General features: G+C 60.3%; 10 protein-coding genes. 4 read left to right on the top strand and 6 right to left on the bottom strand.

The genetic code is table 11. The annotated features are described in order from the left end of the window. The first annotated feature begins 111 nt into the window (after window positions 1-111). The 3 genes from glf (at window position 112) to HMPREF3088_RS03735 (ending at window position 3417) form a co-directional block, all read left to right on the top strand. Window positions 112-1317 (top strand): UDP-galactopyranose mutase, encoded by a 1206-nt coding sequence (gene glf, locus HMPREF3088_RS03730; protein ID WP_070758494.1) that lies wholly within the window; start codon window positions 112-114, stop codon window positions 1315-1317. Between the two features lie 392 nt (window positions 1318-1709). Further along, window positions 1710-2312 (top strand): hypothetical protein, encoded by a 603-nt coding sequence (locus HMPREF3088_RS10350; RefSeq protein ID WP_141759427.1) that lies wholly within the window; start codon window positions 1710-1712, stop codon window positions 2310-2312. Window position 2313: 1 nt separating this feature from the next. Further along, complete coding sequence (locus tag HMPREF3088_RS03735; protein WP_070758495.1) at window positions 2314-3417, top strand: DUF262 domain-containing protein; 1104 nt, start codon at window positions 2314-2316, stop codon at window positions 3415-3417. 311 nt (window positions 3418-3728) lie between these two features. Here HMPREF3088_RS03735 and HMPREF3088_RS03740 read toward each other — a convergent pair whose 3' ends face one another. From HMPREF3088_RS03740 to HMPREF3088_RS03765, 6 genes are all read right to left on the bottom strand, one after another. After that, the gene (locus HMPREF3088_RS03740; RefSeq protein ID WP_070758496.1) at window positions 3729-6905 is read right to left on the bottom strand and encodes a type I restriction endonuclease subunit R; all 3177 of its coding nucleotides are present in this window, start codon (window positions 6903-6905) and stop codon (window positions 3729-3731) included. 2 nt (window positions 6906-6907) lie between these two features. Then, window positions 6908-8095, bottom strand: a complete 1188-nt coding sequence (locus HMPREF3088_RS03745; protein ID WP_083317317.1) for a restriction endonuclease subunit S — start codon at window positions 8093-8095, stop codon at window positions 6908-6910. A gap of 2 nt (window positions 8096-8097) precedes the next feature. Then, the gene (locus tag HMPREF3088_RS03750; RefSeq protein ID WP_070758498.1) at window positions 8098-9690 is read right to left on the bottom strand and encodes a class I SAM-dependent DNA methyltransferase; all 1593 of its coding nucleotides are present in this window, start codon (window positions 9688-9690) and stop codon (window positions 8098-8100) included. A gap of 198 nt (window positions 9691-9888) precedes the next feature. Continuing rightward, a complete protein-coding gene (locus HMPREF3088_RS03755; RefSeq protein ID WP_070758499.1) occupies window positions 9889-10449 on the bottom strand; it encodes a TetR/AcrR family transcriptional regulator in 561 nt (186 codons plus the stop codon). Window positions 10450-10470: 21 nt separating this feature from the next. Next, complete coding sequence (locus HMPREF3088_RS03760) at window positions 10471-11145, bottom strand: ABC transporter ATP-binding protein (RefSeq protein WP_070758500.1); 675 nt, start codon at window positions 11143-11145, stop codon at window positions 10471-10473. Then, a complete protein-coding gene (locus HMPREF3088_RS03765; RefSeq protein WP_070758501.1) occupies window positions 11142-12290 on the bottom strand; it encodes an ABC transporter permease in 1149 nt (382 codons plus the stop codon). Before HMPREF3088_RS03765 ends, HMPREF3088_RS03760 begins: the two co-directional genes overlap by 4 nt. Before the next feature lie 357 nt (window positions 12291-12647). On the opposite strand from HMPREF3088_RS03765, the gene HMPREF3088_RS03770 reads away from it, so the two are divergent. Further along, on the top strand, window positions 12648-13511 hold the full coding sequence (locus HMPREF3088_RS03770; RefSeq protein WP_070758502.1) for a GDSL-type esterase/lipase family protein: 864 nt from the start codon (window positions 12648-12650) through the stop codon (window positions 13509-13511). Window positions 13512-13721 lie beyond the last annotated feature (210 nt).

Here is a 13721-nt window from a genome sequence, read left to right on the forward strand (position 1 = left end):
CTGCATTTTGATACCTCCTGATATGTCAGCGATATATCAAAGAGTATCAAATGGCGCTGCTACGGGTTTTGCTCAACTAGTTTTCCCGGCCCACCCAGTACCCTGGGGCACATGAGCACAAACGGGAAATATGACCTCATTGTTGTCGGCTCCGGCTTCTTCGGCCTGACCGTCGCCGAGCGCGCCGCCTCGCAGCACGACGCGCGCGTCCTGATCGTCGAACGCCGCGACCACCTGGGTGGCAACGCCTACTCGGAGGCCGAGCCCACCACGGGCATCGAAGTCCACAAGTACGGCGCCCACCTCTTCCACACCTCCAACAAGCGGGTGTGGGACTACGTCAACCAGTTCACGGACTTCACCGACTACCAGCACCGCGTCTTCGCGATGCACAAGGGCACCGCCTACCAGTTCCCGATGGGCCTGGGCCTGATCAACCAGTTCTTCGGCAGGTACTACAGCCCGGACGAGGCCCGCCAGCTGATCAAGGACCAGACCGACGGCCTGGACCCACGGGATGCCAAGAACCTCGAGGAGAAGGGCATCGCGCTGATCGGGCGCCCGCTCTACGAGGCCTTCGTCCGCGACTACACCGCCAAGCAGTGGCAGACCGACCCGAAGGAACTGCCGGCGTCCAACATTTCCCGCCTGCCGGTGCGCTACACCTTCAACAACCGCTACTTCAACGACACCTACGAGGGCCTGCCGGTCGAGGGCTACGCCAAGTGGCTGGAGAACATGGCTGACCACGAGAACATCGAGGTACGCCTCAACACCGACTGGTTCGAGGTTCGCGACGAGCTGCGCGCCGAGTCCCCGGAGGCACCGGTGGTCTACACCGGCCCGCTGGACCGCTACTTCGACTACGCGGAGGGCCACCTGGGCTGGCGCACCCTCGACTTCGAGCAGGAGGTGCTGGACACCGGCGACTTCCAGGGCACCCCGGTGATGAACTACAACGACGCGGACGTCCCGTACACCCGCATCCACGAGTTCCGTCACTTCCACCCGGAGCGCGAGGACAAGTACCCGAAGGACAAGACGGTCATCGTCAAGGAGTACTCCCGCTTCGCGGAGGACAACGACGAGCCGTACTACCCGATCAACACCCCGGAGGACCGCGAGAAGCTGGAGGCCTACCGCAAGCTCGCGGCCGCGGAGTCCGAGAACAACAAGGTGCTTTTCGGCGGCCGCCTGGGCACCTACCAGTACCTGGACATGCACATGGCGATCGGTTCCGCGCTGTCCATGTACGACAACCAGCTGCAGCCCTTCTTCGAGTCGGGTCAGTCGCTGAGTCAGCCGCGCGGGCACTAGTAACCTGCTTCTCAGCGGTGCCATGCGCAGGGCTTCTTCATAGGAAGGGCAATATAGCATCATACTGCCTTTGAAAAAGCTTTTTGGGCACAGGCTTCCTAGCGGGATTTCTTAGAAGACGTCAATAGGCAAGGTGTTATGAAATTACCAATCAACTGGGACGCTCAGCTACGTTAGCCTCCCGGCGAAAGTCGGAGACTGCGTGCACCGCTCGTACTGTAATCTAAGGCCAAGTTTCCTGAAAGGAAAGACAATAGTGAGCTGGGTTGGGAAAATGATGGTGTATCACTTGAGTTGCTTCGCTGTTGCGGTAACCGCTTTGGATAATGGGGCCTAAAAGTTTGTGTGAGCCTTCATCGAAAAAAGAGATATTTCGGCACCAAATCGAATCTGTGGGTCGGGATGCTGACAAATTCATTACAGAATACTTATTCGACGGTAACTGCTCCGCTATAGAAGAAAGTGCAACTTATACAGAGTTTCGTCACTGTGCTGCTACGGCATTAAGCCCGGAGGGCTCGGATACGACACTTTCTCCAGACGACATCAAGATTGTTGGGAGTAGTAAACTTGGATACTCGTTGAATCCGAGTAAAGATTTCCGTGAATTTAAAATCGAACAAGGGTCGGATATTGATGTTGCGGTTTTCTCCGACGATCTTTTTCAACGCTCATTAGCGGATCTTCGAGAGCTGAGGTTCTACGACAGGCTCAACCGAAAGCTTATCGGACAAGAGTTAGATGAAGATCACTATCGTGAGATTTACATCTTACGATCTATTTTATATGGATTTATTCCACTTGATTCTATTCTTACAAGAATGAGCTACGGGCAACAATGGTCTAAAGCTAGAGATGAGTTAGTAAGTGTTTTGGGGCCCAAATTAAAAAGCGCTGATATTAATTTTAGGCTCTACCGTAGCTCGGAATTTCTACGTTCTTATCAATTAAGAGCAGTTAAGAAAGCAATTACTCGACTTGACAGTGAGGCTTAATATGGACGCTTTTAGTATCGAATCTAAGACGGTTGCAGACTTCTGGGGGATGCACAACCGGGATGAGCTAGTGCTTCAGCCGGACTACCAGCGCAAGGTTGTCTGGCCGCAAGAGGCCAAAGACTCACTTATGGAATCAATCCTACTCGGGTATCCGATTCCTGAAATTTACCTGGAGTATGCAACCGATGCCATGGGCAATCAAACAGTTTCTGTGGTTGATGGCCAGCAGAGGTTGAGCGCTCTAATTGAATATCTATCGAATGAGTACAGCTTGGATTCACTAAGCGACGAGCGAACGGTTGAATTTCACGGTAAATTCTTCCAAGACCTGCCCGAGGAAACTCGAACTGCTTTCTTTCAGTACACGTTTCCGGTGCGAAAGCTCTTAAACCTGAAGGAGGAGTCAATTCGGGAAATATTCGCGCGAGTGAATCGCGTCAACATGACATTAACCGGGCAAGAGATTCGGAACGCGCTATTGCCAGGCCCGTTTATGGAATTCCTCCGCGACTGCGCCAGCCATTCTTTAAATCAAACCGCTGGCTTGTTTAGCGTTACGCGACAAATGCGCGGGGGCGATATAGAGTTCTATGCTGATGTTTTTGGGTCGTCGATATTTGGAATCTCTAATAAGAAAAAAGGTTTTGACGAGCGATACGATACTTTGTCGGCTGATTTCGAGAGTTATTCTGTCTCGGCCGATAGGTTTTCAGGCTTGCTATGTCTGATTGAAAAGACAGTGCGCTGGGCGGGTCGTACACGGTGGTCAAACATCGTAGACATGTACACACTCCTGATTGTTTCTTATGAGCATCTAAAGGAGCTGGAAGATTTGGATCACAACGGTCAGCTAAATCTAATGACTAGGGCCTTAGACCATTTTCAAAAAGCTGTAAATGAGAAAAAGCGAGGTGACGATGAAATCTCCGAATTAGAAGCATTTACACAAACTATCGGGGTGGATCTGGAGACGGCTTCAGGGGTCGTTGAAAAATACGAGAGTGGTATTCGAAATTCCTCTGATTTAGGCGCCCGTCGAAACCGTAGCGAATCGTTGACTTTTGTGATGAAAGAGGTGTTTAACCAGTCTTCGGAAAGTTAGGCTGGTTATTTGCGAACTTGTTTTCGGTCCAAAGCTAGCTCTCTACAACTTATGGAGTTCACCGTATTTGCGCTTTGGTTGAAGTCGACACTAGGGAACCATGCCGTGCTTTGAGAGCAGGCCAGTTTCATTTCGCTCGTCGATTATTTCGGAATAACCGGCTTTCTGGTTTGGCCTAACTGGGTTTAAGGGCTTTTGTGTTTTTATTTTCGTTGGCGAGACTCCGGGCGCTTTTTCGGGACACGTCGGCGCATGATCGGATTTTCCCGCTGTGTTTGGTCTACTTTACGATGTGCGAGCAAGAGCTTTGCTTACGCCGCCTCCGACCAGCGAGGCGCAAAGCGCTCCATCTGCTCCAGAACGAGAACCACGGCATCGCTGCGCTTCTCCGCCGGATACTTGTGCTTGCGCAGCAGGGTTTTAATCGATCGGCGCAGCTTGGCGCGTACATCATCGCGCACGGTCCAGTCGGTCTTCGCGTCTCGGCGGAGAGTATCGACGAGGTCGCGTGCGATCTGGGCCAGCACGTCGTCCTCCAGGACTCCATTGGTGGAACCGTTATCCGCGATGACGTCGTAGAACGCTAGCTCATCGTTGCTGAGCGCAGGGTTGAAGGATTCCCCGCGTTTGCTTTCCGCAACGATCTCCTTCGATAGCTCGATGAGCTCGGCGATGACTTCGGCGGAGGTGAGCTGCTGGTTGGTGTAGCGGTTCATCAGTTCGCGGATGCGCTCGGAGAATTGCTTCGCCCGGACCTCGTTGTTGCCGGTGGCTACCCGGGATTCTTGGAGGAGGGAGCGCCGCAGCGCGTCGATTAGCAGCGCGGTCTCTGAGGCGGTCTTGTCCTTGACTTTCAAGGCATCGATGTTCAGGTCCTGCAGGTTCGGCAGGTCGCGGCCGATTTCCTCATAGACGTCGATGACGGTGGACGAGGCACTTGAGTCGACGACGAGCTGGCTGAGCAGCGTGAGGACCTCGTCGCTCAGTGGCTCGCCGTTGGCCCGGCGGTCGGCGGCGTCCATCTTTACCAGCTGGTTGCGCGCGTCGGAGTAGAAGCGGACGTCCTCGCGGTACTGGGCAGCGTCAGGACTACCGGAGGCCAGCGCCCATGCCCGTGCGAGCTTGCCGGCATTCTCGGTGAACTGCTTGGCGAGTGGGTAGCGGCCCTCCTCATCGGCGGTCTGTGGGTCGCGGAGCTTGGCCAGGACTTGCAGGCGGGCCTTGCGTTGCTCGCCGTTGGCTTCCAGCTCGCGCCAGTCTTCGCCCACGAGGGTGTGGAGCTTGCCTAGGAAGCCGCGGACGATGCCGAGGGCTTCCTCGATGTTCTGGCCGATCACCTTCTCGTCCTCATCGGGGGCGCTCTTGGTGAATTCGGCGATGGCCTCCTGCAGGTTGTCGATGAGCGGGGCGTAGGCCACCAGCAGCCCGCTTTCCTTGTGTCGGAACTTGCGGTTCACGCGGGCCAGCGTCTGCATGAGCAGAGCGCTCTTCAGTGGCCGGTCGAGGTAGAGGGTGTGCAGCGGGGGAGCGTCGAAACCGGTGAGCATCATTCCCTGCACGATGGCGATCTCTAGACCGTCGTCTGCGCCCTTCATGCGGTCCTTGATTGCATCCATCCGGGCTTGGTTGCGGATGTGTTTCTGCAGGTGCGCGGGGTCGGAAGCTGCACCGGAGTAAATCACCTTGACCTTGCCGGCGAGGTCATCCTCACTGTGCCAGTCGGGGCGCAGTTCGATGATTTTCTCGTACAGGTTGGCTGCGATGTCGCGGGTCTGCACCACGATCATGGCCTTACCTGGCCCGCCGATGAACTGCCGCATGTTTTCACGGCGGTCCTCCCAGTGGCGGATGAAGTCCTGGGCAAGGGTGCTGAGGCGCTGATCGGAGCCGTACACGGTGTTTAGCACGGCGACGGAGCGCTGCGCCTTCTCCCGGTCTTCGTCCTCGAAGTCGGCGAGGATCTCTGCTGCCGCGTCGTCGATGTCCTCGTCGGTGATCCCCTGGATACGCTCCAGCGGGATGAGCCGCGGCTCGAAGTACACGGGTACCACCGCACCGTCGGCCACCGCGCGGTTCATGTCGTAAACATCGATCTCCCCACCGAAGACCTCGCGGGTGTTGCGGTCCCACTCGTCGATCGGGGTGCCGGTGAAGGCGATCATCGTGGCGTTGGGCAGGGCGGTGCGGAGGTGGTGCGCGTAGCCTTCGGCGTTCGTGTCGCCGAAGCCGTAGTGGGAGCGGTGAGCCTCGTCGGAGATCACGATGATGTTGTCGCGCTCCGAAAGTACCGGGTGCTCCAGCTCGCGGTCGTCCTTGGTGCCCTGCAGGCCGAATTTCTGCAGGGTGGCGAAGTAGATCCCGCCGGATTGGCGCTGGCTGAGCTGTTCGCGCAGGTCCTCCCGGCTCGAAATGTGGGTCGGGGGTTCGGGCAGGAGGGTGGAGGCGGCGAAGGTGTCGTGGAGCTGTTTATCCAGCTCGTTGCGGTCGTTCAGGACGACCACGGTGGGGGAGTCCAGCCGCGCGTCGCGCATGATCTTCGCGGTGTACATCTCCATTTCCATGGACTTGCCGGACCCGGTGGTGTGCCACACCACGCCCGCCTTCTTGTCGCTGCGGGCGGCCTGAATGGTCCTGCCCGCGGCCTTGGAGACTGCGAAGTATTGGTGCGGTTTAGCTACGCGCATGCGCAGCCCGCCGTCGAACTCGTCAAATGCGGTGAAGTCGATGAAGATCTGGCCGAAGCGTTCGATGTTGAACAGCCCCCACATGAGCATGTCGAACTCGGTCATCTGTTCGCCGCCCACGACGACGAGTGGTCCCTGTGCGTAGGGTTCGCCGTCGTCGTCGACACGCCAGCTGCTCATATGCTCCCGCGGGGTGAAAGGGGTGCCGTAGATCGCTTCGAGGCCATCGGAGGTGACGACGACGGTGGCGAAGCGGAAGGCCATCGGGAATTCTTCGACGTAGGTGCGCAGCTGGTTGTAGCCGTCTTCCGCCGTTGCGGTGGACCCGGATTGTTTCAGCTCCATGATGGCCAGGGGCATGCCGTTGACGTAGAGCACCACGTCGAAGCGGCGTTCTTTGTCCAGGTTCCGGATGGTGATCTGGTTCGCCGCGATGTAGGAGTTCTTGTTCGGGTCGCGGGAGAAGAACGTGATGGTGGGGTTCTGGCGCTTGCCTTCGGCATCGGTGTATTCGATGCCGCGGTAGCCCTCCACGAGGATTTCGTGGAGACGGTGATTCTCCGCGATCGCGCTTTGGGATTGCGGGGTGAGGACCTCTGCCATCGCCTGGCGGAGGTACTCGTCCGGAACCCCAGGGTTGAGGTTGCGCAGGGCGTTGAGGAGGCGACCTCGGAGCACGATGTCGCTCCAGTTCTCCCTCTCCCCGCTGCCGGGGGCGAGTTCTTTACCCTCGGTCGGGTTCCAGTCGAGCTCGCCGAGTAGCTCGAGCGCGTCAACTTCGAGCATCGCCTCGCTGTACGCCATGGTTATACCTCGTCCTCCTCACTCGGGGTCGGTGCCCCGGCAGCCGCTGCTTCTTGGCTTGCTTCCCTCACCGTGATCTTCCCACTCATGAGCAAGGGAAGCAGCTCATCGCGGGTTTTAGCGAGGGCGATGTTTTCTGCCTGCTTTGCCTTACTCATATCAAGAAGAGGCTTGGCTTTTTCATTGAATTCAGCGAGATCCTGAGGTTCAGCGCGGTAAAACGGCAGTTTTTTGAAGTTTCCACGCGAGATCTCGAGGAACGTAGCGCCGTTCGACCAGGCTTCGAATTCACGGACTCGATCCTGCAGTTGGCAAAAAATCCAGGGGGTCAGTTTCTCGCTAGCTCGAATAACGATGAAACCTTGGTTGGTGGTTACCGGGGTAGCAGCAACTGCAACATGTCCAATCGTCGCTCTTGACGTCATGAGAATAGATCCGGGCGGGTGAAGAGTAGAAGACATGGACTCTAGCCCTGCTTCGGTGATCTTACGTTCGGTTTCGCTAAGCCACGGGCCTCGGAGGGCCGTGAGATCTGTTGGAGTGGCCCAGTTGATGTTGCCGCCCCAATACTCGCCAACCTTGGTCGAAGGTGTGGAGCCTCCGAAAACATCGCAGACCCGGCCGAAAGGCTCTGCAGAGTGCTTTTGTACTCTGCGGTACAGCGACATAAGCAATTCTGTACCAGTGCTCACAGCGGTCTGGTTCGCGGCGATCTTGTCGTCGAGGGAACCGAGGATCGAGGAGATCGCACGCTGAGTCTCAAGATTGGGGATTCGGACCTCAGTTTCGGCGAACGCTCTGACATCCACGCGCTGGCGTCCAGATGTTCCAGTCATAAGGGAGACCGCTAGATCATGAATCGCGGGATCAATCGCGAAGTAGTACGCGAACTCGGTCTTAGTTATCCCAGGGTGACCCCGCAGCACCATGAATTCGGTCGAGCCAGCGGCTGGCATGGGCTCACCCTTGGGTAGGTAGCGAGCGATTTTCCCGTTTTCTAGGCACGGGGTGATTCGCGCCATAAGCGTATCGCCCGGCTTGAATTTCGAGCCACTGGAATACGTGCGGGTCTCTACTGCGTTGACATCTCGACGGCCCGGTTCGAGGCGGTCCATAGAAATGAAGGGGACTTCTGTGCCTCGTTTGATTGAAACTTTTGGATTGATTTCAAAAGCTTCCCCGATTGGCATTGCTAGCAATTCTCTAATCTCCCCAGCTGCTCGCGGACCACGGCGTCGAGGCGCGCGGACTCATCCAGGGCCGCGGTGAGCTCCGCGGTGAGGCGTGCGATCTTCTCGTCGATCGGCTCGCCGTCCTCTTCCTCCTCCACGAAACCGACATAGCGGCCCGGCGTGAGCGCGTAGTCAGCCTCGCGGATCTCGTCCAGCGAAACGGACTTGCAGTAGCCAGGGACGTCCTCGTACTCGCCCTCAGCGGACGAGCGACCACGCCAGGTGCGGAAGGTGTTCGCGATTTTCTGGATGTCCTCGTCCGAGAAGGTGCGCTCGGTGCGGTCGACCATGTGTCCGAGCTCGCGGGCGTCGATCAGCAGGAACTCGCCACGACGATCCACGGAGCCCTTGGAACCAGCACCCTTGTCCTTAGCGAAGAACCAGACGCACACCGGGATCTGCGTGCCCCGGAACAGCTGGGCAGGCAGCGTGATCACGCAGGAGACGATGTCGTCCTCAAGCATGTTCTTGCGGATCTCACCCTCGCCGGAAGTATTCGAGGTCATGGTGCCATTCGCCATCACCACACCAGCCTCGCCCTGGGAGCTGAGCTTGGAGATGATGTGCTGCATCCACCCGAAGTTCGCGTTCTTCGCAGGCGGCACGCCGTAGCTCCACCGCTTGTCATCGGTGTTGCGCACCCAGTCCTTGATATTGAACGGCGGGTTGGCCAGCACGTAATCCATCTCCACGCCGGGGTGGATGTCCCGGGCGAAAGTATCGCCCCAGCGCTCGCCCAGGCCCTTCGAATTCAACGCGTGAATAGCGAGGTTCATCCGCGCCAAGCGCCACGTGCGCTCGTTGAGCTCCTGGCCATAGATAGCAATCGCAGACGGGTCCTTATCGTGGGCGTCCAGGAACTTCTCCGCCTGGACGAACATGCCACCAGAACCACAGCACGGGTCGTAAACACGGCCCTCGGTCGGCTCGAGAATCTCCACCAGCGTGCGCACCACCGAGCGCGGGGTGTAGAACTCGCCGCCGCGCTTACCCTCCGCCGAAGCGAAGCGCGCGAGGAAGTATTCGTACACCTCACCCAGCAGGTCACGTGCCCGCTCTGGGCCTTCCGCGGTGAAGCGAGTGGTGCTGAACAAGTCCACCAGCTCGCCCAGGCGGCGCTGGTCCACGCTATCGCTGTTGTAATTGTGCGGCAGCGTGCCCTCCAGGGAGAGGTTATCGGCCATCAAGGCCTCCGCGGCCTCGTCGATCAGCTTGCCGATGGACTTGAACTCACCGCCGGCGTCATCCGTCTTGCCCTTGGAATGGCGCTGCAGGTAGTCCCAGCGGGCCTCCTTAGCGACCCAGAAAACGTTCTTCTCCAGGTAGGCGTCGCGGTCCTCCAGCTCCTCCGCGATCTCCTCCGCGGTGGTGCCTTCCTCCTCCAGCTCCGCCAGGAGTTCGAGACGGCGAGCGTCGAAAGCATCGGTCACATATTTGAGGAACACTAGGCCGAGAACGATGTCCTTGTACTGAGAGGCATCCATGGAGCCGCGCAGCTTGTCAGCTGCCTTCCAGAGGGTGTCCTGGAATTCCTTGATTGGGGTGGGAGTCATATCTGGGAGCCTACTTTCCTGCGAAGACGAGGTTGACCAGGGGCCCATCAGCGTGTTCGATTCTGCAGGAGAGTTGGCGGGGTAGCATGCTGATCGCCTTCGCTGGCGCTCTCATCACCTGGTGTGGTTCCCAGGAGTCGAGAACGCTTGCCGCAGTCCGACCAAGGATCGCAGCCGCGCCGGGGGTGGATCGTGGCGCTAAACCAGCGCCGCGGCCATCGCGTACAGCGTCTGACGTGCGTGGTCGAAGGCCTCCGGGTTATCGACCATCTCGGCCGCCCGCCCGATCGCCGCATTCAGCAGAGCAATGTCCACCGGAGCTACACCGGGGCAGAAGTCCGCGACGATGGTCTGGAAACCGGCGTGCGAGCGCTGCACCTCTTCATCGGCGAAGGCCGCCGGGAAGCTCTGCGCCGCGGCCACCAGCGGGCCGTGGGCGCCGTGGGCGAAGAGATCCAGTGTGGCGTCCACATAAGCGCGAATCCGCTGGTGCGCCTCTGGGGGAGCGTCCGCGATCTTGGCCTCCAGCTCCGCGTTCCACTCCTGGGTGGACTGGATCAACAGCTGGACCAGAAGATCGTGCTGGGAGGAGACGTAGCGGTACACGCTAGGGCGGGCTAGCCCGACCTCAGCGGCGACCTCCGCGAGGGTGGGGACCTTGCCGCGGTGCTCCACGATCAGCCTTTCGGCGGCTTCCAGCACCGCGCGGTGCTGGACCGCGCGGTGCTCGGCGACCGTCTCCTCCGTAATCTTGGGCATACTCCCGAGTCTACGTCGGACCTAGTCGGACACAGTCAGGCGACCGTCCACCATCTCGTAGACCTTGTCGCAGTGGCCAAGGACCTCGTAATCATGGGTGACCATCACGCCGGCCACGTTGAACTCGTGGCACTCGCGGGCGAGCAGCTCCACGATCTCCTGGGAGCGGCTGCGGTCCAGGGCCGCGGTCGGCTCATCGACCAGCAGCACCTGCGGGTTTCCGACCAGCGCCCGGGCGATACCCACCCGCTGGCGTTCACCGCCGGAGAGGCTGCCCGGGCGGTGCTGGGCGCGTCGGGTCATCCCAACCTTCTCCAGCAGTTCAGCATTGGAGTAGCGGCCTCGCGTGCCGATCACGCGCGCGGCCAGCTCCAGCTGCTCCTCCGCGGTCAGGGCGGAGGGCAGGCTGCCGGAGGACTGGAAGACGAAACCGATATTTTCGCGGCGGACCTTCGCCAGGCCTGCATCGTCGAGGCCGGTGATGTCCTGGCCCGCGACCTCCACGCGGCCAGAATCCGGGCTGGTCAGCGCGCCTGCCACGGCGAGCAGCGTGGACTTACCGGACCCCGAAGGCCCGACGATGGCCACGAACTCGCCCGGTGACACGGCAAGGTTCACGTGGTCGAGCGCGGTGACCTGGGAATCACCGTCGCTGTAATGGATGGTGATGTCGCTGAGGTTCAGTGCGTGGCTCATCGGTTCTCTCCTAGGGCTGCGAGCGGATTGGTGCGGGTGACGCGGTAGACGGCAACGACCGCGCCGATCAGGCCCGCGAAAAACAGGATCAGGCTGCCGCCGATGACGGAGCCGAACTCGGTGGCATAAGGCATGGCGGTGCGCTCCAGCAGGCTGCCCAGCCCGACGGCGATCAGCGCGCCGGCAATGATGGACAGCGCGAGGATGCTCACGGCCTGGCCCAGGCTGTCGCGCAGCAGGAAGCCCTTGGTCGCACCCATGGCGCGCAGCGTGGCGATATTGCCCGCCCGCTGGATCGTCCAGACCAGGAAGAACGCGCCGGTGACCAGTGCTGCGATGACGAAGAGGAACCACTTGATCATCGTCAACGTCATCATCTCCGCCGTGTAGCCGGGGGAGGAGTCGAAGCTCTCCTTGAGGGTGTGGACGTCCAGTCCGGCGGCCTGCGACAGCACTGCGGTGTCTGCCTTGTCCGCGGTCTTCGCGACGACGACGGAGGCCTCCTCGTAGGCTTCCGGTTTCACTGTCTCGCCGTGGCGAGCGCCCGCGTGGATCTCTTGCCACACGTCCAGCGGCAGGTAGGCGACGTCCACGTGGCCGAAGGTGCGCTGCCCGTCGGCGAAGCCGGTGACCTTGAGCGGGGTGTCCAGCCGGTCGATGGTGATCGTGTCCCCGACCTCGATGCCCTCCTCCGCCAGGGTGGCGGAGAGGATGACCTCGTGCGGGGTGCTGGTCTGGTCACCGCGGTCGGTGGCCGGGCTCATCGCGGGCAGGCCGGGTGGGGCGATGAAGGAGTCGGGACGTACGCCGAGCAGGGTCAGGTCCACGGCGGTGCCGTCTTGGTTGTGGGCGTTGGCGATGGTCAGCCCGAGTGGGGAGGTGTCGGTGACGCCGTCGATCTCGGCCATCTTTTCGGCGTCGTCGACGTCGACGATGGAGCGGGTGAACGCGGAGTCCGTTTGGGTGCCGCGTTCGAAGGCGATGACGTCCGCGTCCAAGGCCTTGAGGCCGGAGACGCCGTCGTTGACGAGGCCGGCGGTGAGGCCGGAGATGATGACGACGAGCAGGGACATCAGCCCGAGGACGACGCCCATCAGTAGGAATCGGGTCCGCGCGAACAGCATTTCGCGCCAGGCTAGGAACATGGGAAAACCTTCTGCGTATTTGGAAACTAGTGCGCGGCGGTAAACCGCGAAGAAATTAAGCGAAAAAGCCGCTGGAAGCTAACTTAGCAACACAGTGTTGCCAACATGAAAACAAGGCGTTGCCAAGATGGGGAAAGGGGCAGGTCAGTGGCGATTTCGAAGGGGTGGGGGCGTCGGCGAGGATGGTGCCAAAGTGACGGCAGTGACCCGCCGTGCCATCGCTGTGTCTCAGCTAGGAGTTGGCTGGCAATTGGATCTACGCGCCAGATGTACGACAATGAAAAACCGCGAAGCGGCACGAAGCTGCGAGAAGTGCAGAACAATAGAGTTTCCAACGCAAAACCAAGGGATGGGTAGATGCTGAAGAAGAAGATGTCGAAAATGCTCGCGGGGCTCGCCGCAGTCGTGATGGCCGGCAGCGCAGTCACCGCAACGGCCCCAGCCGCCGACGCCGCGCCGCGCAACGTCGTCCTCTTCGGCGACTCCATGTGGTCCAACGGCACCGGCACCTTCCCATCCCAGATGGCGGAGTTCTGGCAGGGCCCGGGCAAGGTCACCGGCAACGCCCCGGCGGAGGGGCGCTGCAAGCGCGGCCAGGTCCGCGTCGCCGCGAGCCTGCAGCGCCAGACCGGCGTGAAGGTCGAGGACTACGCCTGCAACGGCGCGGTCGCCTACGCCCCATCCAACGGGGATAACAACCTCAAGCGCCAGGTCGACCAGGCCATCGCCCACGGCAATCTCAACCGCTCCACCCGCGCGGTGTTTATGAACATCGGCATCCTGGACAACATCAAGGCCCCGGGCCACATCAACGTCCAGACCCGCAACTTCGTCGCCGGCGTGCGCCCGCAGGTCGAGCGCATCAAGCGCGCCGCCCCGAACGCCAAGGTCGCCTTCGTGGGCTACCCGCACATCGTCGATAAGTACGGCACCGGCTGCTGGATCCAGACCCACGCCCTGCAGCGCGTCGCGCTGACCATCCCGCCGGTGCGCATGGCCCAGGACGCCGCCCAGCACTGGCAGCGTGAAGCCGCGAAGGCCACCGGCGTGGGCTGGATCGACATGGAAGGCCCGACCCGCGCCAACGGCACCTGCGCGCCAGCGAACCAGCGCTACGTCTCCGGCCTGGTCGACAACACCTCGACGCCCTACAACATGACCACCCACCTCACCAAGGTTGGTAACGAGGGCGTGGCGCGCATCCTCTCCCGCCACATCTAAGGCATCACCGATAGCTCGCTGGGGCTCGCCCGCAAGGCACGGCCCCAAGCGGCTCACACAACGCGCGAGCCCGCGCACATACGCCACGGCCCGCACCGGATCTCCACAGCGAGAAAGCCGGTGCGGGCCGTGGCGTACTGCCATCAGGGGCGGGTCGTGGGGGATAATAGGGGCGATTACCCATCACTATTGTCTGATCTGAAGGTTTGA

Source organism: Corynebacterium sp. HMSC22B11, assembly GCF_001815965.1.
Classification (GTDB): Bacteria; Actinomycetota; Actinomycetes; order Mycobacteriales; family Mycobacteriaceae; genus Corynebacterium.